The sequence below is a fragment of the Hathewaya histolytica genome (assembly GCF_901482605.1).
GTDB lineage: Bacteria > Bacillota > Clostridia > Clostridiales > Clostridiaceae > Hathewaya > Hathewaya histolytica.
The window spans coordinates 823012-848534 of the sequence record NZ_LR590481.1; the positions used below are offsets into that span (position 1 = coordinate 823012).

20 protein-coding genes and 1 other annotated feature are annotated in these 25523 nt (G+C 28.3%); of the genes, 12 read left to right on the plus strand and 8 right to left on the minus strand.

What is annotated here, in order from left to right; translation table 11 throughout:
• Nucleotides 1–95: 95 nt before the first annotated feature.
• Entirely contained in the window at nucleotides 96–1358 is a 1263-nt protein-coding gene (locus FGL08_RS03850) for a tetratricopeptide repeat protein (RefSeq protein WP_138209520.1), read from the plus strand.
• Nucleotides 1359–1410: 52 nt separating this feature from the next.
• Here the strand turns inward: FGL08_RS03850 and FGL08_RS03855 are convergent, their stop codons facing one another.
• A complete protein-coding gene (locus FGL08_RS03855; protein ID WP_138209521.1) occupies nucleotides 1411–2805 on the minus strand; it encodes a tetratricopeptide repeat protein in 1395 nt (464 codons plus the stop codon).
• 285 nt (nucleotides 2806–3090) lie between these two features.
• On the opposite strand from FGL08_RS03855, the gene FGL08_RS03860 reads away from it, so the two are divergent.
• From FGL08_RS03860 to FGL08_RS03875, 4 genes are all read left to right on the plus strand, one after another.
• Nucleotides 3091–5544, plus strand: coding sequence for a 3'-5' exonuclease (locus FGL08_RS03860; protein WP_171011970.1), 2454 nt, complete (start codon nucleotides 3091–3093; stop codon nucleotides 5542–5544).
• Between the two features lie 24 nt (nucleotides 5545–5568).
• Nucleotides 5569–6414 carry an HAD family hydrolase gene (locus FGL08_RS03865; protein ID WP_138209523.1) on the plus strand — a complete coding sequence of 282 codons (846 nt, stop codon included), beginning with the start codon at nucleotides 5569–5571 and terminating at the stop codon, nucleotides 6412–6414.
• Nucleotides 6415–6552: 138 nt separating this feature from the next.
• The gene (locus tag FGL08_RS03870; protein ID WP_243117933.1) at nucleotides 6553–7932 is read left to right on the plus strand and encodes an MATE family efflux transporter; all 1380 of its coding nucleotides are present in this window, start codon (nucleotides 6553–6555) and stop codon (nucleotides 7930–7932) included.
• 151 nt (nucleotides 7933–8083) lie between these two features.
• Nucleotides 8084–8521 carry a hypothetical protein gene (locus FGL08_RS03875; protein WP_138209524.1) on the plus strand — a complete coding sequence of 146 codons (438 nt, stop codon included), beginning with the start codon at nucleotides 8084–8086 and terminating at the stop codon, nucleotides 8519–8521.
• A gap of 43 nt (nucleotides 8522–8564) precedes the next feature.
• On the opposite strand, the gene FGL08_RS03880 is transcribed toward FGL08_RS03875, so the two are convergent.
• Complete coding sequence (locus tag FGL08_RS03880) at nucleotides 8565–9764, minus strand: dicarboxylate/amino acid:cation symporter (protein ID WP_138209525.1); 1200 nt, start codon at nucleotides 9762–9764, stop codon at nucleotides 8565–8567.
• Nucleotides 9765–10009: 245 nt separating this feature from the next.
• Between FGL08_RS03880 and FGL08_RS03885 the strand changes: the two genes are divergently transcribed.
• A complete protein-coding gene (locus tag FGL08_RS03885) occupies nucleotides 10010–10378 on the plus strand; it encodes a hypothetical protein (RefSeq protein WP_171011971.1) in 369 nt (122 codons plus the stop codon).
• A gap of 86 nt (nucleotides 10379–10464) precedes the next feature.
• On the opposite strand, the gene FGL08_RS03890 is transcribed toward FGL08_RS03885, so the two are convergent.
• Complete coding sequence (locus tag FGL08_RS03890; protein ID WP_138209527.1) at nucleotides 10465–11319, minus strand: ferredoxin-like domain-containing protein; 855 nt, start codon at nucleotides 11317–11319, stop codon at nucleotides 10465–10467.
• Nucleotides 11320–11476: 157 nt separating this feature from the next.
• Nucleotides 11477–11725: a binding site (T-box leader), on the plus strand.
• Between the two features lie 42 nt (nucleotides 11726–11767).
• Between FGL08_RS03890 and FGL08_RS03895 the strand changes: the two genes are divergently transcribed.
• The 5 genes from FGL08_RS03895 (at nucleotide 11768) to FGL08_RS03915 (ending at nucleotide 16377) form a co-directional block, all read left to right on the plus strand.
• Nucleotides 11768–12391, plus strand: coding sequence for a class I SAM-dependent methyltransferase (locus FGL08_RS03895; RefSeq protein WP_138209528.1), 624 nt, complete (start codon nucleotides 11768–11770; stop codon nucleotides 12389–12391).
• Between the two features lie 20 nt (nucleotides 12392–12411).
• On the plus strand, nucleotides 12412–13575 hold the full coding sequence (locus FGL08_RS03900) for a trans-sulfuration enzyme family protein (RefSeq protein WP_138209529.1): 1164 nt from the start codon (nucleotides 12412–12414) through the stop codon (nucleotides 13573–13575).
• A complete protein-coding gene (locus tag FGL08_RS03905) occupies nucleotides 13562–14473 on the plus strand; it encodes a PLP-dependent cysteine synthase family protein (RefSeq protein ID WP_138209530.1) in 912 nt (303 codons plus the stop codon). Before FGL08_RS03900 ends, FGL08_RS03905 begins: the two co-directional genes overlap by 14 nt.
• A 53-nt stretch (nucleotides 14474–14526) precedes the next feature.
• Nucleotides 14527–14979 (plus strand): S-ribosylhomocysteine lyase, encoded by a 453-nt coding sequence (locus tag FGL08_RS03910; protein WP_138209531.1) that lies wholly within the window; start codon nucleotides 14527–14529, stop codon nucleotides 14977–14979.
• 198 nt (nucleotides 14980–15177) lie between these two features.
• Nucleotides 15178–16377 carry a hypothetical protein gene (locus tag FGL08_RS03915; RefSeq protein ID WP_138209532.1) on the plus strand — a complete coding sequence of 400 codons (1200 nt, stop codon included), beginning with the start codon at nucleotides 15178–15180 and terminating at the stop codon, nucleotides 16375–16377.
• A 139-nt stretch (nucleotides 16378–16516) separates the two neighbouring features.
• Here FGL08_RS03915 and FGL08_RS03920 read toward each other — a convergent pair whose 3' ends face one another.
• The 4 genes from FGL08_RS03920 to FGL08_RS03935 all read right to left on the minus strand — a co-directional run bounded on the left by FGL08_RS03920 (nucleotide 16517) and on the right by FGL08_RS03935 (nucleotide 21397).
• Nucleotides 16517–18118 (minus strand): ABC transporter substrate-binding protein, encoded by a 1602-nt coding sequence (locus tag FGL08_RS03920; protein ID WP_138209533.1) that lies wholly within the window; start codon nucleotides 18116–18118, stop codon nucleotides 16517–16519.
• A gap of 48 nt (nucleotides 18119–18166) precedes the next feature.
• Complete coding sequence (locus FGL08_RS03925) at nucleotides 18167–19120, minus strand: ABC transporter permease (protein ID WP_415578590.1); 954 nt, start codon at nucleotides 19118–19120, stop codon at nucleotides 18167–18169.
• Nucleotides 19104–20072: an ABC transporter permease gene (locus FGL08_RS03930; RefSeq protein ID WP_138209534.1), complete on the minus strand. Its 969-nt coding sequence runs from the start codon at nucleotides 20070–20072 to the stop codon at nucleotides 19104–19106. The genes FGL08_RS03925 and FGL08_RS03930 overlap by 17 nt, the downstream gene beginning before the upstream one ends.
• Before the next feature lie 395 nt (nucleotides 20073–20467).
• Entirely contained in the window at nucleotides 20468–21397 is a 930-nt protein-coding gene (locus FGL08_RS03935) for a putative manganese transporter (protein WP_138209535.1), read from the minus strand.
• A 448-nt stretch (nucleotides 21398–21845) separates the two neighbouring features.
• On the opposite strand from FGL08_RS03935, the gene FGL08_RS03940 reads away from it, so the two are divergent.
• Nucleotides 21846–24668: an immune inhibitor A domain-containing protein gene (locus FGL08_RS03940; protein WP_138209536.1), complete on the plus strand. Its 2823-nt coding sequence runs from the start codon at nucleotides 21846–21848 to the stop codon at nucleotides 24666–24668.
• Nucleotides 24669–24754: 86 nt separating this feature from the next.
• Here FGL08_RS03940 and FGL08_RS03945 read toward each other — a convergent pair whose 3' ends face one another.
• A complete protein-coding gene (locus FGL08_RS03945) occupies nucleotides 24755–25480 on the minus strand; it encodes a CAP domain-containing protein (RefSeq protein WP_138209537.1) in 726 nt (241 codons plus the stop codon).
• Between the last annotated feature and the right edge of the window lie 43 nt (nucleotides 25481–25523).

Below are 25523 nucleotides of genomic sequence, written 5' to 3' on the forward strand. Positions count from 1 at the left end.
TAAGTAGAAACTTATTATATTTCATAAAAACAGAAGTTGTTATATAATTATAATATAGTTAGATTTTAATAAATTTCGTTTTATGGAGGCAAATCATGAAAATGAACACAAAAAAAATACAACTGGTAAATATGCCTGTTATAATTCTCATATTACTTATACCTTTAATTACAGCAGGATATTTTTATATAGAAAGTGTAAAAGAAAAAGAATTAGAAGATGTATATACTTTAATTATTGATAATAAATTGGATAAATCAGAAGAGGTGCTTACAAAAATTTTAAATAATAAGAAGGGTTATCTAGCATATTCGTATAGGGCTTATGTTAGAACACTTTTGAGTAATGATAAGGGTGCAAAGGATGATATAAAAAATGCTATAAGTTTAAATAAAGACAGTGAGTTATCTTATTCAGTTAAAGGACTTATAGATCTAAAAGAAAAGAATTTAAAAGATGCTAAGATTTCTATTGACAAAGGAAAAGAACTTATTCCTAAAAATGAAATTGATTATGTAATATTAGGTAATATATATTTAAATAGTAATAATAAAAATAAGGCTAAGGAATATTTCAACAAAGCTATAAATAAAAATCCAAATTATTCTATGGCTTACTGTGGTAGAGGTGATTTACATGCCATAAATAAGGAATATAACGAAGCTTTAGGAGACTATAGAAAGGCTATAGCTATTGACAAAAATAATTTTCAAGCTATAAAAGGTGAGATAAATCTTTTAAAGGAAAAGGGAGAATATAATGAGGGAATAAAATTAGGAGAAAACGAACTCATGAATAGTTCTAAGATAAACGAAGATATATTAGGAACTACTATAAGCTGTTATGATCTAAAAAAAGATTATAAGGGAATGATTAATTTAGGAGAAAGGGTTATAAAAAAGGAGCCTAATTCAAATATTGGATATCTTTACAAAGCTTGGGGATACTATAATTTAAAGGATTATAATAACTCCATAAATTATTTTACAAAATCTATAGAGAAAGATAAGGATGACAGTTCTTCATATAATATTAGAGCGTGGAGTTACAATGCTACTAGAAAGTACAAAGAGGCACTAAAGGATTTTAATAAGGCTTTAGAATTAAATCCTAGTTATTTTGATGCGTATAGGGGACTTGCTTGGACTTATAATAATTTAGGTAATCAGGATAAATCTCTTGAAATCTGTAATAAAGCTTTAAATATTAACAGTGAGAATGCTAATTTGTACGCTTGTATGGGGTGGAATTATTTAGAAAACAACAATAAGAATAAGGCTAGAGAATATTTTAATAAAGCCATTAACTTAAATACTAAGGATTCCGATGCTATAAATGGACTTAAAGCTTTAGAATAATTAATTAAAACAATATAAATGAATAAGATAAAGACTATATTATATATAGCCTTTATCTTATTACTAGTTTACTAAATTCAGATGTGAATTTAATAAAATTCAACCTTGAATCATCTAAAGCATAATCAATATAGTTAGGATAAATATCTATAGCCATTTTTAAATTTTGAATAGCTTTTTCTAGTTCACGGTTTTTAGCATAGTAGCATGCTTTTATATAATAAGCTAATGGATAGTCTGGGCACGTTCTTATGGTTTCATTTAAAATGAAAAGAGCATCAATTTCGTTGCCTAATTGCAGTAATGCATCTGCTTTTAAGCAATAAGCGTGAAGTATAGTTTTATCTAAAGCCAGTATTTTATCTAATATAAAAATTTCTTTTTTATACTTACCCAAAAAGTATAAGTTTTCTGTTTTTATAATCATGGCTTTTATATCTTCAGGAAATTTTTTTAGATAAATATCTATAAATTTTAGAGAGGGTTTGTATTGTTTTAAATTAAATAAAGCTATAGATTTTTCTAAATAGATATTGGGGAGGTTATATCCATTTTCATAGCTATTATCAAGAGCTTTTAAGGCTTTAGCATATTCTTTTTTTCCTATTAGAGCTTTACCTAAATTAAAATAGGCTATATTATTATTCCTACAATTATTTAATACATTATTTGTGATTTCTAATGATTTGTCAAATTTTTCTAGCAAAATATACATATAAGAAACTTCATTTAAAAATTTATTTTCATCCTTAAAGTTATTTTTCAAACTTAGTAAAAGATTTATAGATTTATCATATTCATTTATATTTTGAAGCAACTTTACTTTTTTTAAAAGTAAAGAGCTTTTGGTTTTAGAATCTAACTTTTCTTTACTGATAAAACTTTCTAATATTTTTAATCCCATAGAATAATGACCTAAATTTTCATAGTAGTTTATTGTATTAAGAATATTACAGTTATATTCTGAGGTTAATAGTTTACAATTTTTAAATATTGATTTACATTCTGAAAATATAAATTCAACATACTGTCTTCCTAATATTGTAAAGCTCCTAGATTTAGAGTTTTTAAACTTTATATATAATTTCCCTGAATGAGTTGTAATAGAATTTTTAAGAAAGAAGGTCTTTTTAAAAGTTAAGGAATTAATGAGTTGTGAGGTGATTTCAAAGTTATGCTTATCTGTATTTATATAAGTTTTTGTATCTAAGCTTAGATTGTCATAGAATATTTCTTTATCACAGATATTTTGAATAAATTTTTTATTGTTCAAAGTTAAAATATTAAGTTGTTCTCCAAGATTTACAAATAATATTCTGTTTTTAAAAATATAGACTTTGTAAAGTCTTGTACTAAAATTAGTATCCTTCTCTAGAACATAAAAGTAAGGAAAAGTTTTAGAATTTATACCTAATGTATTTCTATAAAGGTATTCGTCACTAAACACTATTCATCTCTCCTTTAAATGTTTTACTTAAATTTTACAATAATTTCAAAGAAAAGTATATAATAATTTGTGATTTTTAAAATATATTATGGAATATAAGTTATAGTATGATTTAAATGTAATAAAAGATATATAGAATTATAACTAATTTATATTACATAATAGTAATGAGAGAGGTTTTTTTTATCAAAAATGAGTTTAATCTACTTATTTAAATATAATATTACATATTTTTCAGAATTGAATTATAATATACTTAAGTATTATTTATTTGGGGGTATTGGTATGCATCTTAATGCAGAACAAACTAGGATAACATATGGAACACCAGCAGGGCATAGTTTATTAAAAGGGGTAGCAGGATGTGGGAAGACTACTGTAGCTGTAAATAGAATACCCTTTCTTTTATACAATTATTGTAATGATAAAGATGATAATATTTTAATGGTTACATATAATAAAACTCTTAAAAATTATTTAAAATATCTTTATAATGAAGTAAAAAGGGAAAATAAATTGGATGTTTTAAGTGATTCTGAAGATAATGCTTATAAAGTAGAACTTATTAATATAGACTCTTTAATGTATAGATACTACTCTAAATATATAAAAAATTATGGATTAAAGTATGAAATTTTAAAAAATAGTGCTAAATCAAATGAGTTTTTCAGGGAGAGTCTTGAAGAAACTAAAAAATTATATAGTGATGTTTCTATAATAGATAGAGAGAATGTAAGGTTTTTAGAAGATGAAGTGCAATGGATAAAAGCATGTAATTACTTAGAACTTGATGAATATCAAAAGGTTGATAGATTAGGAAGAATGAGCAATAAGTCAGATTCTACGGGGCAAAGATTACTTAAGAATTCAAGGGCAAGGGAAGCTATTTTTAATTTAATGCTTATATATAGTAATAAAATTAAAGAAAATGGATTTATAGATTTTAATGATATTGCTCTTATAGCTTTAAAAGAAGTTACGGAGAATCCTACTAAAAAGTTTACTCATATTATTATAGATGAGGGTCAGGATTTAAGTAGGGTACAGTTCCAGTTTTTAAAGGCTATTTATAAGGAGAAGGATTATTCTAGCATTTTATTTATTATGGATACGGCACAAAGTATTTACAATAAATCATGGTTCGTACAAGGGAGGAGTTTTACCAGTATTGGCTTTGATATGACTGGTAAGAGTAGCTCTTTAGCTAAAAACTATAGAACTACAAGTCAAATAGCAGAATCTGCATATAGTCTTATAGAAAAGGATTTTGACATTATTGGAGATGAAAATTTTGTAAAGCCATATCTTTTAGATAGACAAGGGGAGTATCCTATATACAAAAGTTTCAATCAAAGTAAAAGTCAGTGGGAGTTTATAGAAAGAGAGATTAATAAAAATTTAAAGAAAAATTATAGATATAAAGACATAGCTATAATATGTAGAATTAATAATCCATTAAAAGAGCTTAGTAAGTACTTAGACAATAAGAATATTCCAAATAATCTAGTTGGAACAAAAGAAATTGATTTTGATATGGATTCTATAAAACTTCTAACGATGCACTCTGCAAAGGGACTAGAATTTAAAGTAGTATTTATTGTGGAGTTAAGTGAAAATATATTACCTAATATGTATTCTGGGAGTAAGAGTGAAAATGACTTATATGAAATCATGGAAAAAAAGTTACTTTATGTAGGTATGACAAGGGCTAGTGAAAAGTTGTATATGCTAAGCAGTGGAAAACCTTCAAAATTCATAGAGGATATTAATAGCAAATTTTTATCTTTAAAATATAATTGTAGTATTAGAAGCTTTTATGATATAAATGTTGAAGAATATATATTTAAGAATAAAATAAAAGATGTATATTGCCATGAAGAAAAAGTAAGGCAATGGATTTTAAAAGAGCTAAATGAAACCTATGGTTATCCAATAGAGATTATGGATATAGAATATAAGGTAAATGTATTTTCACAACTTGGATTTGTAGATGCGGTTATATATAAACATATAGACAATGAGAAGATACCATATATTTTTATAGAAACTAAAAGGCCTGACAAAGGTTTAGAAGAGGGCATAAGACAGTTAAAAACCTATATGAGTACCCATATAGAGTGTGAGTATGGTATAGTTACTGATGGTAATAAAATTATAATATTTAACAAAGAACAAAGAGAAATAGATGATATTCCTCATTTTAGCAATACTATTTTAGGGACTTTTATAGAGAATTATGAATATATTGATTTAAAACGTGGCAAAAATTATGAATTTGCAAGAAATGGTGAAAAATTAAGTGAACTTATTATATATGATAATGGCCACAAGGAAATATGTGATTTAAGTAATTTAAAAGTCTTAAACGTTTATAAGGATATAGCAGCAGGAAAGCCAATATATATAAATTCTAATGTAGAAGATAAATTCTTTTTACCTAATTTCTGGCTAGAAAATAGTCTTCAGTGCTTTATGGTTAAGGTAAGGGGAGATAGCATGATTGATGCAAATATTAATCATGGTGACTATATAGTTCTGAAAAAACAAAATACTGCGAGAGTAAAGGATATAGTAGCTGTGGATATAAATGGAGAGGCTACTTTAAAAAGATATGTTACTATAGGCGATAATATATTTTTAATGCCAGAGAATAAAAAATATGATCCTATATGGTTAAATACAGAAGAGGCTAATATTATAGGCGTTGCTATAGGTATAATAAAGGCAAAATTTATTTAGAGAGAATTTATTAGGGAGGATTTTATGAGCAGAATATATATAACTGATTTAGACGGTACTCTACTTAGGAATAATGCTACATTATCTAGGTATTCAAGGGAAGGTATAAAACAGATTTTAGATAATGGAATTGACTTTACCGTAGCTTCAGCACGTAGTCTTACATCAATTAAGTATATACTTTCAGACATACCTTTTTCACTTCCTGTAATTGAGCATAATGGAGCATATATTACGGATTATAAAACAGAAGAACACATAGTTATAAATAGTATAAATAAAAGTCTTTCTGAGGAAGTTATAGAATTATGTAATAAATATGGTTCTTCTCCTTTAATTTCAACTTATACAGGAAGTAGGGACAAGCTTTGTTATGCAGATGTAATTAATGAAGGAATGGAGCTTCTTCTTAATAATAAAAAAAGAGAAGGAGATAAACGACTTCTGAAGTTAGATAATATTAAACACGCCTTAGATAATAAAATAATTACATTTACTATAATAAATAAAAAAGAAAACTTAATAGGTTTATATGAGGTTTTAAAAGATAAATATGGTAACTGTTTTAGTATGACTTTTGAGGAAGATCAATACTATCCAGGATGGCACTGGCTTGTTATAACTTCTGAAAGAGCAACAAAGGCTAATGCAATTGAGACTTTACTTAAAATTAAGGGTATTCATAAAAGTGAAATTACTGTATTTGGTGATAGTTATAATGATATTCCTATGTTTAAAATAGCTAAAAACTCAATAGCAGTACTTAATGCTAAAGATGAATTAAAAGAATATTCTACAGAGATTATAGGGACTAATGAAGATGATAGTGTAGTTAAGTATATTTTAAATAATGAAATAAATATATTATAAAAAATGTTGTAATATGTTGAATTTTATACTGAAATGTTATAAAATATTTTATTGGAATTACATTTTATAAAAGTGCTTAGAAGCAACCACTTTGAAAAAACTTCAAACTGGTTGTTTTTTAATTGAAAGGAGATGCGTATGAGTAAATCGAAAAACTTTTTTAGTTGGATGTTAAATGATAAGAGGCTTTATAAAAGTCTTTTAACAGTAGCTCTGCCTATAATAATTCAAAATTTTATAGCTTCCTCTTTAAACATGATAGATACTCTTATGATTGGTAAAGTAGGAGAAAAGGAAATAGCTGCAATTGGAATAGCAAATCAATATTTTTTCTTATTTAATTTATTTCTTATAGGAATTTATGCAGGATGTGGGGTATTCATTTCGCAATTTTGGGGAAAAGAAGATAAAGAAAATATAAAAAAGGTAGTTGGATTTGGTAACTTACTAGGAATAGTAGTTTCCTTTATATTTACTTTAGCAGCCCTTGTATTTACATATGCTATTATATCATTATTTAATAAAGAAGCTTTTGTAATAGACCAAGGAATGAAATATTTAAAGTTAGTATGTCTAAGTTATTTATTTACGGCTATAACATTTAATTATGGTACAGCTCTAAGAGCTGTAAATAAAGCAGTACCGCCTATGATAGTAAGTATGCTTGCAATTTTATGTAATACTTTTTTTAACTATATGTTCATATTCGGTAAATTTGGTGCACCAAAAATGGGAGTAGAAGGCGCGGCTTTAGCTACTTTAATTGCTAGAATTTTTGAATGTGCGACTTTAGTTGCTTATGTATATGTTAAGAACGATGTAGTTAATGCTAAAATCAAATATATATTTAGCTTTACTAAAGATTTTGCCTTAAAGATACTAAAAACTGTAACTATGGTAGTTCTAAATGAAGCTTGTTGGGGTGTAGGAACTATAATATATTCTGTAGTTTATGGAAGAATAGGGACAGAAGCATTAGCAGCAACACAAATTTGTACTACAGTTCAAAATATGTTTATGGTAATTATATTTGGAATAGCGAGTGCATCTACAGTACTTGTTGGTAATAAAGTTGGTGCTGGACTTGAGGAAGAGGCTATAGAAGATTCTAAAAAAATCGCTGTTATATCTTGTATAATAGGAATATTTATAGCTATACTTCTCAGTGGTAGTGCAGGATTTATACTTTCCTTATTCAATGTTTCAGAGACAGTTAGAAATACTTCAAAAACTATATTGTATATAATTTCTGTAATTATGATAATTAGAGTATTTAATATAACTTGTGTAGTTGGAGTATTAAGGGGTGGAGGAGATACAAATTATTCTTTAAAGCTAGAAGTTTTCACTATGTGGGGACTAGGTGTTCCTTCAGCATTTATTGGAGCATTCTTCTTAAAGTTACCTGTTGAGTATGTTGTGGCTTTAGTAACACTTGAAGAAGTAGTAAAAGCTATATTCTGTTTAAAGAGATTGAAATCAGATAATTGGATTAAAAACATAGTAGAAGAGATTTAAAAATTAAATATAATTTAAGACAAGCCCTCTTAAGGTTTATACTTTTGGAGGGTTTTTTATTTTCAATATATAAATTTAATGAAAAATTTAAATTGTATAAATATTAACTTTGTGTTAATATATATTAAAGTTAATAAATGGGGGGATTTGCGTGAAAAAAGTCGACATATTTGAAAGTTTTATTGTAGAGAAGGAAATTGAAGACGCTTTTGAGAAAGCTGTTCAAGATGATGTTCATTACTACAAAAGTGTATTTCAAAATCAATTTGGGAATTTCGAGTATTGCGTAATTATTTATCCTACTCCTGTAGTTGAAGTTATAACTAAAGTAATAGATTTAACAGGCCATAAAGCTATATCTAAGGCTTTAGAGACTATCAATGAATTTAATATGAGATCCAAAGGTATTAAATATTATATTGATAAGAGAAACAATGTTAGTGTAACTTATGAGTTTGTAGGTTCTGATGAAGAGTTTGATCCAGATAAAGTTTTAGGTACAGCTCTTGCATATTTTAAAGCTATGGAAAAAGATATGGCAGAACTTATGATTATTTTAGAAAAAGAAAAAAGCAAAGTAACTAATTAAATATAAATAGAAAAAGGTTGTCTACTGGTAGACAACCTTTTAATTATGATGAAATTTTTTCTTTTGAAGAAGAATTTTTAAAGGAATCCCTTTTTTCAACAATTCCTGTGAGTATTAAGGAAATTGCTCCATCACCAGTAATATTACATGAGGTTCCAAAACTATCTTGAAGAGCAAATATAGTTAAAACTAAAGCAGCAGCAGAGTCGTTAAAGCCTATCACACTTGTTAAAAGACCTAAAGAGGCCATAACAGTTCCGCCAGGAACACCAGGTGCTCCAATTGCAAAAATTCCTAATAAGATTACAAATAAAATCATAGTACTTAAACTAGGAAGTTTTCCATAAACAACTTGAGATACTGTCATTACAAGAAATACCTCGGTTAATACAGAGCCACAAAGATGAGTAGTAGAACAAAGTGGAATTGAAAAATCTACAATATCATTTCTTAAAACTGGAGATTTTTTAGCACTTTTTAAAGCCATTGGAAGTGCAGCAGAAGATGACATGGTTCCAAAGGCTGCCAAATAGGCACCGCCATAGTGTTTTATAACATCTAATGGATTTTTCTTTGATATTAATGCACCTATTGCATATAAGAATGCAAGCCAAATATAATGTGCTACTATAACTATTAGCAATACATTTATAAATACTGGCAGCTGCTTTGTAATAGAACCTTCATATGAAAGTGATGCAAAAGTTGTTGCTATAAAAGTAGGAAGTATAGGAATAACTATCCTATTTACTACACTAAGCATAATGTTTTGAAAATCATTTAGTAGTTTTTCAATTCTTTCAGATCTTGTCCAAGAGGTTCCGAGTCCTAATATTAAAGCTAGAACTAATGCACTCATAACTGACATTATAGGTGGTATATCCAATTTAAATAAGAGTTTTGGAAGTTCTTTTAACCCTTGAATATTATTATTTATAGATAATTTGGGGATTATAGAATATCCCAATGTCATGGAAAAGAATGCTGCACCTATAGATGATAAATAGCAGATTAGTACAGTTATACCTAGTAATTTACTAGCATTAATTTTTAGAGAAGCTATAGATGGTGCTATAAAAGCTATTATAATTAAAGGAACCATGAAGAATATAACTTGTCCTAAAATGTGTTTCAAAGTTACTATTACAGTTATAATTTCTGTGTTAACTATAAGACCTAATATAATACCGATAGCCACTGATATGAGTAGTTTAAAAATCAAACTGTTAAAAATTTTTTTCATAATGGTCCTCCTTTGCAAATGTTATTTTAAATTGTATTAATTAAATTCCTTTAAAATATAATATTAAACTTTTATTAATAGGTTACATATAAAACATACTAATCCGATGGGATACAAAATAATTATATTCAGATAAGCAAAAAATGTCAACGTAATTTTTAAAATCTATGGAACAAATTAATAAGTATTAATATATAGTTTGTAGGCAAAATAAAAGTGTAATAAAAAATAAGGAGGAGAGTAATATGAAAAAAGCAAACGAAAGAGAAGTAAAAAATAGATTAAATGAATTAGAAAGAACTATGGAAAACTATGTTAGAACTGAAAGACATTTAGAACAACATTCAGATATAGCATCAAGAGAACAATTAGAAAATGCAAAGAGTATACAGGAAAGCAGAAGAGAAGATATGCAAGAATTAGAAAATAGCATTGTTCATGGGAATGATGTAGAAAATAATACTCCAGAACAACAATTAGAAAATTTAAAAGATAACTATGTAAGTACACAAGGATATTTAAATCATAATAGTGAAAATATGAGTAGAGAAGATTTAAGTAATTTAAAAGAAAAGCAAGAAAATAGAAAAGAGCAAATGGATAGAATGTATTAGTATTTTAGATTCAAAAATTTTAGTAATATAAAATTAAAAAAGAAAGGATTTAGTTTATGTAAAGTAAATCCTTTCTTTTTATAAATCTAATTACATTCTATATCTTGTATAAACTTATCAAATCCAATTCTATCTATAAGTTTAAATATTCTTTCACCTGGTAGTCCATTTTTTCTATAATAATTTATAATAGTATCACATACTTTTTTAGCTTCATCTATGGAATAGATTTTTGGTAACTCTCTTCCTATACTATATTTTCGTCCAAATCTTCCACCTACAAAGATAGAAACTCCTGATGTTTTTTCTGTAAAAGAATTAAACTTGCAGACTTTAGTACATTCTCCACAACTAACACAATTATCTTTAAAGTAATTAATTTTACCATCTACTATCTTTATAGCACCTTCTTTGCAAACTTTCATACACATACCACAATTTACACAAGTATCACTATTAAATTCTGGAACAATTCTACCCATAAATCCAAGGTCATTTAAGGAAGCTTTTGCACAGTTATTAGGACATCCAACTACACCTATTTTAAATTTTGAAGGCATATCCATAGGAAAATACTTTTCATGTAAATCTCTACATAGAGATTGAGTATCTATAATTCCATGAGTACAAACTGTTCCCTTACAAGCCATTAGAGGGCGGACCTTTTTTCCAGTTCCACCATAAGATAGATTAAAATTGTCTAGTTCTTTTTTTACATTATCTATATCTTCATATTTTATCCAAGGTATTTCGCAGGAAAGTCTAGTGGTAAATCCCACATATGAATTTCCATATTCTTCAGAAATATGAGATATTTGAGAAAGCTCTTTTGAAGAAAAGTTTCCAGCAGAACTTAGTATCCTTACTGAAAAAAAATCTCCATCTTTCTGTTTTAAGAATCCTTCACCTTTTAATTTTTGAATTTCAGATTTTAATATCATAATGTATTCCCCCAATAAATTTCATTAAATAAGCTATGTTAATTATAGCTTATAAAATAAAAGATTTAAAATTATTTAAATTTATTGTTGACATAAACATATGGTTATGCATATAATATTACTAAATATATAATTCCTATCGAATAACTTGGATATGTTAAAAGCTAAGATAAGGAATAGTAGCTTAATGAGAACTTGCAGAGAGAAGTCTTCTAGGCTGGAAGAGGCTTTAAGTAATGATTTAAGTGAATGCACCTTTGAGCTCTAGGTCGAAAAAATAGTAGACTGTTGCGGGAAGGCCCGTTAAAGCCTTGAGGTATATTAGTACCAAAATTTTAAGAGATATTATATTTAATTTTTAAATATAATAATCAGAGTGGAACCGCGGGATTATCCTGCCTCTGTAATAGGGGTAGGATTTTATTTTTATAAAAAGGGAGGAATATTTATGAATACTATGAATTATTTTGATTCTATTGCGGCAAATTGGAATACTATAAGAGAGGGATATTTTAAGGATGAACTAAAGTATAAGGCTTTTAAAGAGGTTGATATAAATGGGAAAATTGTAGCAGATCTAGGATGTGGTAGTGGTTTTATTTCCTTAGGATTGTTAGATGAGGCAAAAATAGTTTTTTCTATAGATAATTCTAAAAACATGTTAAGAATTTTAAAAGAAGAAGCTAAAAACAAAGGCTATAATAACCTTTATCCTATAAAAGGAGATTTAGAAGATATTCCACTATTTGATGAATCAGTAGATATTATATTTATAAATATGGCACTTCATCACGTAATTAATCCTAGTAAATCAATCGGAGAAATGTATAGGATTTTAAAGCCCGGTGGAACATTAATAATAACAGACGTAATGGAGCATGATGCTCATTGGGCTAAGGAGGAAATGTTTGATAAATGGTTGGGATTTAAGGAGGTGGATATTTTAAAATGGATGGAAGATGAAAAATTTAAGTATAAAAAATATAAAGATATAGGACTTAAATGTACAGGGTATTCATCAAAAGGTGAATTTGTAGAAACAGGTATATTCTTAGGCAAAGCTATAAAATAAAATTTTGGAGGTATGTAATTATGAAATTTAATTCATTATTAATTCATGGTGGTATTGACGGAGACGAAAGAACAGGAGCTGTAAATGTTCCAATATATCAAACTTCAACCTATAAACAGGCTCATTTTGGAGTAAATACAGGATATGAATATTCTAGAACTGGTAACCCAACAAGGGAAGCACTTGAAAAGCTTATAGCAGATTTAGAAAATGGTTACAGGGGATTTGCTTTTGGATCAGGGCTTGCAGGAATTACAGCAGTACTTTCTCTTTTTAAAAGTGGAGATAAAATTTTAATCCCAGATAATCTATATGGAGGGACTTTTAGAGTACTTGATAAAATTTTTAATAATTTTGGAATTGTCTATAAGATAACTGATATGAGTAGCAGAGCATCAGTAGAAAAGAATATAGAAGACAGTGTTAAAGCTATATTTATAGAAACACCTACAAATCCATTAATGGATGTTACAGATATAAAGGATATAACAGACCTTGCAAAAGAGAAGGGGATAATGTCTATAGTAGATAACACCTTTATGACTCCATACATTCAAAGACCTATAGAACTTGGTGCAGATATCGTTCTACACAGTGCAACAAAATATCTAGGTGGTCATAGTGATTTGGTTGCAGGACTTGTAGTGGTAAGTTCAAAAGAGTTAGGTGATAAAATGCACTTTATTCAAAATTCTACAGGTGGAGTTTTAGGACCATTTGATTCTTTCTTACTAATTAGAGGTATAAAGACTTTAGGGGTACGAATGGACAGGCACATTTATAATGCAATATATATAGCAGAGTTTTTAGAAAATAGAGAAGAAGTTGAAAAAGTATACTATCCAGGACTTCCTTCCCATGAAGGATATGAAATAAATAAAAAACAGGCTAAAGCTTCAGGTGGTATTTTATCTTTTACTTTAAAGAGTAATATAGATTATAAAAAATTCTTAGAAAGTTTAGATATTATAACTTTTGGAGAAAGTTTAGGTGGTGTTGAATCCCTAATTTGCCATCCAGCGTCTATGACTCATGGCGCAATTCCTAAAGAGATAAGAGATACAGCTGGAATTTCTGAAAATCTAGTAAGGCTTTCCATAGGTATTGAAGATATAGATGATTTGATAAAAGATATAGAAAAAGCTTTTCATATGGCAAGGAGGGATATGAATGAAATATTATAATGATATTAAGGAGTTAATTGGGAATACACCACTTATTAAGCTGAATAATTTTAATATTACAAAAGAAGTTAATGTATTTTCAAAGTTAGAGTATTATAACCCTGCTGGTAGCATTAAAGATAGAATTGGACTTTATATGATAGAGGAAGGTGAGAGAGCTGGTGTTTTAAGAAAGGGAATGACCATAATAGAGGCAACTGCAGGAAATACAGGTCTAGGACTAGCAATAGGAGCTTTAAATAAAGGATATAAGACAATTTTTGTAGTACCGGATAAGTTTTCTGATGAAAAGATAGCATTAATGAAAGCACTAGGTGGGGAAGTCATAATAACTCCAAAAGAGAAGGGGATGAAAGGTGCAATAGAGTATGCAAATACTTTGCTTCAATCTATAGAAAATTCAACCTCACTACATCAGTTTGAAAATGCTCACAACCCAGAGGCTCATTATTATGGTACTGGTAGAGAAATATACGAGGATTTGGATGGGGTAATAGATTATTTTGTAGCAGGAGCAGGTAGTGGGGGAACTTTTACTGGAGTTATGAAATATTTAAAAGAAAAAAATCCAAAAATCAAAGGAGTTTTAGTAGATCCAGAAGGCTCCACCATGGGGGGCGGTGAAGAAGGGCCTTATAATATTGAGGGTATTGGAAACAATTTCATACCTGCAGTTATGGATATGAGCCTAGTTTCAGAAGTTATAAAAGTAAATGATGAGGAAGCCTTTGGAGCTAGTAGGGAATTATCTAAAAAGGAAGGTATAATAGTAGGAACTTCCTCTGGAGCGGCTATGGCAGGAGTGTTAAAGTTAATCAAAAAAATAGATAGAGGAAATATAGTAACACTATTTCCGGATAGAGGCGATAGGTATTTTTCAAAAGGATTATTTTGGTAATAAGTTAATATAAATAAATATACTATATATAAATATTTTAGGAGGTATTTACTATGGTTAAAGTTGAAAGTTTTACAATTGATCACACAAAATTAAAGGCACCGTTTGTTAGGAAGTGTGGTGTTCAGAATGGAAAATTAGGAGATGAAATTTCAAAGTTTGACTTAAGATTTATGATGCCCAATAGAGAAGTTATGGATACAGGCGCTATTCATACAATAGAGCATTTAATGGCAGGATTTATGAGAGAGAAGATGGAAGGTATAATAGATATTTCTCCTATGGGATGCCGAACAGGATTTTATATGATAGCTTGGGGAGATAGAGAACCAAAGGAAGTAATAAAAGCTTTAGAGTACTCATTTAAAAGGATTATAGATACAGAAGAAGTACCTGCTGCTAACGAAGTTCAATGTGGTAATTATAAAGATCACTCACTGAAAAAGGCAAAAGAGTATGCGCAAAAGGTTTTAAATGAAGGTATCAGTGATAAAATATATGGATAAAATTAAGTTTAATAAAAAGAAGTTATTACGTTATAGATGTTAGTTTAAGAATAAAATAAGCATTAAATTATAATAAAAACAGGAGCAGTTAATAAATATGTTATAATCTATTTATATGGTGTTAAAGAATATAAATTATAATATAGTTATTATAATCATATTAAAAAGTAAAAAATATTAACTAATAGGTGATTTAACATGGATATTATTGAAATATTAAACGAAATAAATAATCAAAGTAAAGAAAAAAGTCATAAAATTGCTCCTGTTGAAATTTTAAAAATACTTACTAATGGAAGATCTGGTGCACGAGTTTTCATGGTAGAGTATGGTCCAGATAATAAAGTTGGAATACTAAAACTAACTAGTAGTAGTTCTGAATGTGAATCATTTCAAAAAGCTTATGAAGTAGCTATGCAAAATAATATGCATAAATATATAGCAAAGTTAGTACAGGACTATGAAGTGAATATTGAAAATCAACCTACAGTTTATGCTAATTTATATGATCTTGCTGGAGATGATATATATAACTCAGAGACATTTTTAGAAAAAATTATAAATGAGGATGAACTTAAGGATCAAATAATGTCCAAGCTTACTAAATTTATTTTTACTTGGAATAAGGAACATGAAAAGCAATACTTGTCTCCTAAAGAAATAGTTCAAGGTGAGTTAGCACATAGGTTTATGGATAAAAAATATATAAAATCCTTTGAAGAAATAGGTATAAGAAAAGATGTAAAATGGATTTCCTTAGATGGAACTGACAACATACTTCCTAACCCATATTATTTCTTTAACGATTTAGATTCATTGAGAGATATTAAGGTAGCTTGTTTAACATCATGGGTACATGGAGATTTCCAAGGTAATAATATAATTATTACAGAAAATAAACCTATTATTATAGATTTTTGCGACATATTAGAAAATTGTAATGTTTTTCATGATATAAGATATTTAGAATCCATAACCTTATCAGACTATTTAGATTTTGATACTGAATTCCATAGAGATCTTTGGACTAAGGTATGCAAATGTGTAAGTGAGGGTGTTCTTTATGTAGATATACCAAAAGGAAAGGGTATGTCTCTTTTAAGACAACTTATACCAAAGCTTAGAGAAAATCTAAAGCTTGTGGTGTCTGATAGTAGAAATGTTTTATACAATCCATCTTTCTATCTTGCAGGGGTTTCCTGCGGACTTATAAATATGAGAAAGATTAAGGATCCTGTTAGAAAAAAAGCAGCCCTAATATATGCTGCATATAATTTAAAGATGTTTTTAAATGACGTTTCGGTAAATATGTATAATCCTGATTTAAGTTCCTGTATGACTTTAAGTTGGAAAAATCCTAGTGAAAATAATTACATGATCAAATTAGATGTAGTATAAGTAAAATAATAGTAATATATAAACTAAGTTAATTAAGTATATAAAAAAGCACTATGAAGAGTATAAAATATTATTCTTCATAGTGCTTTTTAGATTGTAATTACAGTATTTTAGCTAGAATTTTTTGATTTTAAATATATTATTCAGTAAAATAAAGTTTAGATAAATCTTCAAACATATATATTGGAACTAATTTAGCTTCTTTAACTCCACCTAATTTTTTATCAGTTGCAACTTTTGATATAGAGTAATCAAGAGTGTAAACTGGAGCGTCTTCAGCTATAGTCTTTTGAATTTTTTCATACATTTCTTTTCTTTTAGCTTCATTTTTTTCAATTTTAGCATCATCAAATAATTTGTCTAAATCTTTGTTTAAATATTGAGATGCATTAAATGATGCTTTAGAGGAATAAACTTCTCCATAAGCACTTGGTTCATCCCCCATAACGTATCCATTCATTATTAGGTCATAATCTCTTTCTTTTTCTCCCATAAGTTTAGCAAAGAAAGATTGATCATCTATACCAACAGCTTCAACATCAATACCAATTGCTTTTAATTGTTCCTGAACTACTAGAACTATTTTCTTTGAAGTTTCTTTTGATGTTGTATACATGAATTTTAATTTGCCCTTAGATACACCAGCTTTTTTCATTAATTCTTTAGCTTTTTCTATATTATGATCATACTTTTCTACGTCTTCTGTATAGAATTTTGTAGAAGGTGGCATTACTGAGGAAGCTTTTTTAGTTAATTCAGTTGTACCAGAATCTGCTTTTAATAGTTCATCTTTATTTAAAGCATAAGAAATTGCTTGTCTAACTTCTTTTTTTGCAAGTAAAGGATTTTTCATGTTAAATACTATGTAATTAACCATCCCTTCGTCAAAAGTATAAGTGTTAAATTTTTGGTCCTTAGAATATTTTAAATAATTCTCATCAGTAAGATATGTTGTTGTTATTTCACCATTCTCAAAAGCTGCTGAAGTTGAATTAGTATCTGCAGAAATTCTAAATACAAGCTTATCTAGATTTGGTTTTCCACCATGATAATCGTTAAATCTTTCAAAAGTTAACATTTCACCTTTTTTCCATTCTTTAAATTTAAATGGACCAGAACCAACAGGTTTTGCCGTTGAAGCCTCTGCTTTTTCTATGCTTTTTTCCTTTTCAAAGATATGCTTTGGAATTGGTCTAAAGTCACCTAGAGCTGCTTCAAATGGTACATAAACTTGTGGTAATTTGAATTCCACAGTTAAATCATCTTTCTTTGCAACTTGTACATCCCTATTATTTATAACAAAATTACCTCTAGCTTCGATATTTTGATTTTTATCAAGTAAAGTTTTAACAGTATAAACTATGTCGTCAGAAGTTATTTTTTGACCATCATGCCATTTTAGATTATCTTTTAAAGTAAGGGTATAAGTTAACATATCCTCAGAGACTTTTAAGTCTTTTGCAAGACAATAATCTTTTTTACCATCATGTTCTCTAAATAGTGGGTCAAATAATGCATTACTTACCGTATACGTAATTCTATTGTATCTAAAAAATGGATTTAAGCTAGTAGGATCTGTGGCAGATGATAATATAACAGTTCCACCATCTTTTTTCTTAGCCTCAGTTTTTGTTCCTTCTTTACCACTATCTTTTTTTTCATTAGTAGGTTTAGTGCCACATGAGGCTAGTGAAAATACTAGACCGACTGAAAGTAAGGCAGCTATAAGTCGTTTTTTCATCTTAATTATTCCCCCTTAAATTTATAAAATTAAAACAATGCATAGACATTATTTTTTAACCACTTTTGGTTCTAATGATATTCTAAGCACATCTCCCACTACGTTAAAACTTAGGACTGTTAGAAGTATAGCCATACCTGGAAATAGCGCTAGATGTGATGCTTGAGATAGATATCTTTGAGCAGTTTGTAACATGCTTCCCCAAGATGCAGCAGGTGCTTGAACTCCTAGTCCTAAAAAGCTTAGGGCAGATTCTGTAAGTATTGCACGTGCTATATTTATAGAGGATGTTACTATAACTGTAGGCATAACATTTGGAAGTATATGTTTTTTGATTATATACCAACTTCTACCACCCATGGAGTGTGAGGCAAGTACATACTCTCTTTCTTTAAAGGAAAGAGTTTCAGCACGTACTATCCTTGCGATTCCCATCCACCCAAATATTCCGATAACCACAATTACATTTTTTAAACCAGGTTTTAGATAAGCATTTGCGATTAAGATTAAGAAAAAAGTAGGTATACACATCAATATATCAATAATTCTCATAATTATCTTGTCAACTTTTCCACCTATAAATCCACTAAAAGTACCAACAATAGTACCAATGGAAACTGACATTATCATGGACAAAAATCCAACAGTAAGAGATACTCTACCACCGTATAAAATCCTAGTAAAATAGTCTCTTCCAAGTTCATCTGTTCCAAAAACATGTTTGAGTGAAGGTGTATTTAATCTTTCAGAAATACTGATTTTATTTGGATTATATGGTGATACAAAGGCAAATATAGAACATATGAGCACTACAAATAATACACAAAGTGAGAACATTGCTAGTTTACTTGACTTTATTTGTAAAATTAGATTATCTATATATTTATTTTCAGAAATTTGTATTTCTTCTTCAATATTATAAGGTGATATATTATTGATAAATTTAAACTTTTCTTTTGAAAGTTCATTATTAGCATTTATAGTTTTATTCATTTGTTTCATTTACCCTCCTTATTCTAGGGTCTATTACTGTATACAATAAATCTGCAATTAGATTACCAAATATAAGTAGTGTAGAGGATAGCATAGTAATAGCCATTATTATAGGGTAGTCCAAACTTTGTATAGAGCTAATACCAAGCCTTCCCATACCTGGCCAACCAAATATGGTCTCTGTAATAAATGCACCCGTAAATAAATCAGGTAAACTCATACATAAAATTGTAACTAATGGTAATAAAGAATTTTTAAGTACATGTTTTGTTAAAATTCTTTTTCTAGAGGCACCTTTTGCTAAGGCCGTTTGTACATAATCTTCTTCTAATTGACTTAAAATACTAGAGCGAACATATCTTGTATTTTCAGCTATACTAGGCAAACTAAGTACCAAGCAAGGCATTATCATATGTTTAATTAAATCAATAATGGAATTTTCCACTCCGATGGTATGCATACCTATACTAGGTAAAAGACGTAGTTTTAATGAAAAAATTGTAATTAAGATCATTCCAAACCAAAATCCAGGAATGGATATACCTATATATGAAATAAAAGTAAATAGATTATCCGCAAGTTTATTTCTATGGATTGCAACATACATTCCAAGTGGAATAGAAATTATTAAAGAAAAAATTGAAGCAGAACCCATTAAAATTAAAGTAGGAATAATCCTAGCACCTAGTTCTACGGAAACTTTCTGATGAGTTATCATAGAGTATCCTAGGTCTCCTTTTAGTATATTGAAAAGCCAAATAAAGTATCTTACAACTATGGGTTTGTCTAAGCCCATGTTATGCTTTATTCTAAGTATTTCATTATAATCCATATCAGGAGTTATAAAAGCTTGTACAGGATCACCAGGAGCTAAGTTCATTAGTATAAAAGAAATAAAAGAAATAAAAAATAGCATTGGAATAATATTAAGTATTCTCTTTAGTAAAATCTTATTTTTCATAAAATCACCTATATTAATTATTTTAAATATAACAAAATTCGATAGTGTATTGCGTTTTTTAACAATCATTGAGATTCTATAACAAAACTTTAAAATATTCAATGAAAACTAGAGCGATATTAATAAATTCAATAGGTGATTAAACACCTATTAGTATTATACCATACTATTTCGATAGGGATGATAAAGAAACAAAATTCAAAATACATAAACAAAATGATACAATATATATTTACAGAGTATGGGATATTAATTTTGTACCTAATGAATAGTAAAACTTAGTATAAAGTGGGATTTAAATAGAAAGGAGAAAATTTTAGAGGAAATATACTAAACATAGACATAAAAAAGATTTATCACTAAGATGAAATTTAGTAGTGATAAATCTTTGATTTTTAAAATATTAGATTAGTTAATAAGCCACATATTACAGCGGATACATATAGTATTAGGGTTATTAGTAGTGCTGATTTTCTGTTTTGCCTTTCTTTAAATAGTAGAATCAGGGCAAGACCAGCGTTAGAACTAAGACCACTTATTAAAGCACTGTAACTTAAACTTCCTATGGAGAATACCTCTACAAGAGCAATTGATGTTGCACAATTTGGTATTAGTCCTATAAGAGAGGAAAAGAATATTTGAATTATTGTGTTACCAGAGCTAACTTTTAATATAGAAGAGAGCTCTTTTATTTCTAATATTATATTTAGTAAAAAAGTTACTACAAATATATATAGTGCAATTTTAAATAACTTTTTCAGAGTGTGAATAAATATATGTTTTAAATTAATATGATCATGTTCTCTTATGTGTAAGTCTTTACTGTGTTTATTATCATGATTATGAATGTGTGATGAATCATCATGAGAACAAAAACAATGGTTATCTAAGTTTAAATTTTTTATATTTTTTATGTTTATATTATGATTTTTAAATATAAAGTCTACTGAGTATCCAACTATTATTCCTAAAACTAACTTTGTTAATATGAGGGGGAGGATAGTTTTAGCTTGTTTGGGATTAGAAATTAAAAGAGGGATAGCTTCGTCAGAGGTAGAAATAAATACAGCCATCATAGTTCCTAGGCTAATAAGCCTTTCAGAAAAGAAACCTACAGCTAATATGGAGATTCCACATTGAGGAATTACACCTAAAAGGGAACCTATTAAAGGACCAAGTTTACCTGCTTTTTTTATGTTATCGTTTAAAGTTTTACCATACTTAATTTCTAAAAATTCCATTAAAAATAAAACTATAAAAAGTAAGGGGAGCATTTTTAGGGTATCTTCAATACCGTGTAAAAAACTATGTATTAGAATATGCATTATATATCTTCCTTTATATTACAATATTTATTTGCAAATGAATTGCATATGCATTATTATAAAGGTTATTTATATGTAAAGCAAGTTTTTTCATAAATGTTATTGACTTTTATTTCTTAAATGTATTATTATACTATTAAGAGTTTGTTAATCTTTAACATTAATTTTCCGAATTTTCTTTTTTAATATATTATTATATAATTTAAATAAACAAAGAAACAAATCTTAAGCAAAATCAATACATATATTTATTTAGAACATACCATTATACAAACAAAAATATTAAACGACTAATTTATTGAAAATTAAAAAAAAAGGTTCTATAGGCAATAATAAAATTAATTTGTTTATAGAAAACATAATATTTATTTCAAAATAGGTTAAAGGGGTTTATAAATTTTAAATTTAAATTTAAAATTTTAATAAATATGTAAAGGGGGAGAATATTTTGTTTAGTAAAAAGTTTATGGGGAAAGTAGCTGCATTTACAGTTACACTTACAATGATTTGCCCTATGGCAGCAAATGCTACAAGTGCTAAATCTGGAGTATTTAAAGATACTGTTCCAGTAGCTCAGAAGAAAGCTTGGACAGGGAAAAAGTATGAGGCAAAACCATTAATAATCCTAATGGATTTCAAGGATTACAAGCATGACGAAATATTTGAAAAAGAAGATTGGAATATTAATGGGTATAAAAAGGAACAAAAGACAGATTATTTATATTCACCACAATTTTATAGGGACAGATTTTTCGGGGAAGAACGTTATACAGGATCTGATGGAAACAGCTATGTGTCTATTAGAAAGTTTTTAAATGAAGAATCTGGTGGAAGTTACATATTTAATGGGGATGTAGCAGGTTGGTATACTGCAGAGCATGACGCTGCATATTACGGTAGTACTCAAGATGATGCTAATAAACTTGTAATAGAAGCATTGAAGAAGGTAGCTAATGACCCTAATATTGATTTGTCAAAATATGATGTAGAAGATAAATGGGATTATGATAATGATGGAAATTATTATGAGCCAGATGGAATAATAGACTCTCTTGTAGTTATTCATCCTGGTATTGGAGAAGAACATGGTGGAGGACATTTAGGGAAAGATGCTATATGGCCTTATAGAGCAAGAGTAAGCTGGTATCCATCTAGTGGGTATAAAATGCCAGAAGTTACAGATAGTAAAGGTAAAAAGTGGAAGGGTGAAGATTACACTGTTTTTGCTCAGGATTTACCAATGGATTTATTTGGACATGAATATGGACATGTATTAGGATTATTTGACCTTTATGGATTCGGGGATTCCACTCCTCCAGTAGATTACTGGTCATTAATGGGTGGAAGCTACACAGGTCCAATTAGAGGAACTATGCCTAATAGTTATGGTGCATATGGTAGAGAATATCTTCAAAAAGATTTTGAATCTAAGGGCTTTAAATTAAATTGGCAAAATGCTGAAGAGTTTTCAATTAATGATTTAAGTGAAAAGGGAAAAGATATTGTTATAGGACAATCATCAGTTAAGGATGATAAAATTAATACTATTAGAATAGATCTTCCAGAAAAAGAAACTACAATAACTAAAATGAAACAAGGTAACTTTGCTTACTTTACAGATAACAAAGATGATTCTAGAACATCAATGAGTACACTTTTAGATTTAACTTCACAAAAGAGTGCTAAGCTTAAATTCTCAACTTGGTATGATATAGATCCTGAATATGACTACTTATCAGTACAAGTTAGTGAACAAGGAAAAAACAAGTGGGAAGCTATAAAAGGTAACATAACTACAGATAAAAACCCTAATGATGAAACACCAGACGATCCTACAGATAGAAATCCAGGACATGGAATTACAGGAGACTCTGGAAAAGCATGGGTAGATGCTGAATTTGATTTAAGTAAATATGCAGGTAAGAAAATTGACTTGAAATTCTTCTTCTGGACAGATGGAAATACTCCTCAAGAAGGTGCTTATATCGATGAAATTAAAGTTTTAGGAGATAATGATAAAGTTCTTTTAGAGGATAATGCAGAAGGTGAAGATAAATTTAAATTAGATGGCTTTAAAAAATCTAATGCAGTTAAGAAATCAGACCATAACTATTTAATTGAATGGCGTAATCATAAAAATGGAGAAATAGATGAAGGGTTAGGAACATTCCCATCAAATCGTATGAAAGGTATAACTTACGACCCAGGTCTAGTTATGTGGTATATGAACAGAGGAATGTTAAATGGATCTAATAGAGCAAACCAACAAACAGATGAGCATCCAGGTTCTGCTTATGCATCAGTAGTAGATGCAGATCAAGAACCAGTAAGATGGATTAAGGGAGACCAATCAGGAATTGACGGTGTTGACTACCAATTACATGATGCTGCATTTGGATTAAAAGAAACTACACCTATTGAAAAGAAATGGGAAAATGGTGCTATAACTAGAGATAATAATACTTTTATGAATCCTTATTTCCATGATAAAAATAGCTATTTCAATGGAAGTGATCATACTTTAGCACAATCAGGAGTTATACTTAATAATTATGGATTAAGAGTATTTGTAACTGATCAAAGCAAAAATAGTAGTTCAGCAAAACTTCATATATCTACAGATACTACAAAAAATATAACAAAACAAGATGCTTCTATGATACAAAGAATAAAAGTAAAAAATAATGAGTTAATAGTTCAAACTGATGATTTATATGGAGAAAAAGCTTATGTGTCTCTATTAGTTGAACAAAAAGGTAAAACAGAGACAAAGAAAATAAAACTAGCTAGAACAAACAAAGAATACAAGGCAAAATTAGATTTTAAACCAAATGGAACAGAAAAAATTAACTTCATAATCTTAGAAGACAAAGAAGGAAACACAAAATCTATATATAATTTAGATGTTCATAAGGTATTTGGAGCTAAACTTGCTATAAATTCTAATCCTGTTAAAGGTTCATTTAAAAATAATAAAAATAAATTTAAATTAAATGCAGAAGAAGAAGTTAAAGCAAATGTAAAAAATAATTCAGATAATGAAGAATTAGCTAGCTTATATGTAGCAGTATATAATGAAAAAAATAAGTTAGTAAAGTATGAGAAATCTGGAGACGTTGTTTTAAAACCTCAAGAAGATAAAGAGTTAAGTGTAAAAATAAAATTAGATTTACCTAAAGACAAAAAATATAAAGTTAAAGCATTCTTATGGAATGGTGAAAAAAATAAAATGCCAATAGAAAAAGCTATAACTTTTGATGTAGAACAATAAAATATTACTTTAAGTTAGTAAATTTAAAAAAAGGTTGTCCATTTCAGGACAACCTTTTTTAGTAAAAAGATTATTAAGGTAAATTATTATTTTCCTATGAACATTTGAGTCCAGTATAATCTTCCGTTTGAATCTTTTGCAACACCAACACCTAATTCTGTAAAGCTTCCATTTAATATGTTAGCTCTGTGACCAGAAGAATTCATCCAACCTTTCATAACTTCACTTGGGGAAGGTTGTCCCATTGCGATGTTTTCTCCAGCACTTGTATAGGAAACACCGAATTTCTTCATCATATCGAAAGGTGAACCATATGTTGGAGAATTGTGAGAGAAGTAATTATTTTTAATCATATCTTCTGATTTTAGTGTGGCAACTTTATTAAGTTCAGCATTTAATTTTAAAGGTTTTAAACCTGCTTTGCTTCTTTCAGCATTTACAAGATTTAAGACTTCATTTTGTTGAGCTGCAAAGTTACCGCTTGTAGCTTTATCACCAGAATTTTCTTGTGGCTTTTCTGCTGGTTTAGCAGGGGCTACAGGAGTTTTAGTATCAGGTTTTGAAACTTCTTTATTACCTTGGTTGTTTGTAGTTACAACTTTTTTATTGCAATCTATGTTACAAGATTTATTAAAGCCATATTTAGATAAAACTTCATTTTTATTTAAGCCACTACAGTCTTTATATACAATTTTAGATTTTACATTATTTCTTGCGTTACAGTTTAAGCCTCTTGCATAAACTGAAGATGTAAGTGAAAGTGACATTAAAGTTGCGGTTGTAACTGATAAAATTTTTGACATTTTGTTCATTGTATCATTTCCTCCCTTTAATTTCTTAAAAATTATTTTTTCT

What these genes read in the sequence shown, in the direction of transcription:
- FGL08_RS03850 (WP_138209520.1), top strand. Translation starts at nt 96, where the DNA reads ATGAAAATGAACACAAAAAAAATACAACTGGTAAATATGCCTGTTATA.
- FGL08_RS03860 (WP_171011970.1), top strand. Translation starts at nt 3,091, where the DNA reads ATGCATCTTAATGCAGAACAAACTAGGATAACATATGGAACACCAGCA.
- FGL08_RS03865 (WP_138209523.1), top strand. Translation starts at nt 5,569, where the DNA reads ATGAGCAGAATATATATAACTGATTTAGACGGTACTCTACTTAGGAAT.
- FGL08_RS03870 (WP_243117933.1), top strand. Translation starts at nt 6,553, where the DNA reads ATGAGTAAATCGAAAAACTTTTTTAGTTGGATGTTAAATGATAAGAGG.
- FGL08_RS03880 (WP_138209525.1), bottom strand. Translation starts at nt 9,764, where the DNA reads ATGAAAAAAATTTTTAACAGTTTGATTTTTAAACTACTCATATCAGTG.
- FGL08_RS03885 (WP_171011971.1), top strand. Translation starts at nt 10,010, where the DNA reads ATGAAAAAAGCAAACGAAAGAGAAGTAAAAAATAGATTAAATGAATTA.
- FGL08_RS03890 (WP_138209527.1), bottom strand. Translation starts at nt 11,319, where the DNA reads ATGATATTAAAATCTGAAATTCAAAAATTAAAAGGTGAAGGATTCTTA.
- FGL08_RS03895 (WP_138209528.1), top strand. Translation starts at nt 11,768, where the DNA reads ATGAATACTATGAATTATTTTGATTCTATTGCGGCAAATTGGAATACT.
- FGL08_RS03900 (WP_138209529.1), top strand. Translation starts at nt 12,412, where the DNA reads ATGAAATTTAATTCATTATTAATTCATGGTGGTATTGACGGAGACGAA.
- FGL08_RS03905 (WP_138209530.1), top strand. Translation starts at nt 13,562, where the DNA reads ATGAAATATTATAATGATATTAAGGAGTTAATTGGGAATACACCACTT.
- FGL08_RS03910 (WP_138209531.1), top strand. Translation starts at nt 14,527, where the DNA reads ATGGTTAAAGTTGAAAGTTTTACAATTGATCACACAAAATTAAAGGCA.
- FGL08_RS03915 (WP_138209532.1), top strand. Translation starts at nt 15,178, where the DNA reads ATGGATATTATTGAAATATTAAACGAAATAAATAATCAAAGTAAAGAA.
- FGL08_RS03920 (WP_138209533.1), bottom strand. Translation starts at nt 18,118, where the DNA reads ATGAAAAAACGACTTATAGCTGCCTTACTTTCAGTCGGTCTAGTATTT.
- FGL08_RS03925 (WP_415578590.1), bottom strand. Translation starts at nt 19,120, where the DNA reads ATGAAACAAATGAATAAAACTATAAATGCTAATAATGAACTTTCAAAA.
- FGL08_RS03930 (WP_138209534.1), bottom strand. Translation starts at nt 20,072, where the DNA reads ATGAAAAATAAGATTTTACTAAAGAGAATACTTAATATTATTCCAATG.
- FGL08_RS03935 (WP_138209535.1), bottom strand. Translation starts at nt 21,397, where the DNA reads ATGCATATTCTAATACATAGTTTTTTACACGGTATTGAAGATACCCTA.
- FGL08_RS03945 (WP_138209537.1), bottom strand. Translation starts at nt 25,480, where the DNA reads ATGAACAAAATGTCAAAAATTTTATCAGTTACAACCGCAACTTTAATG.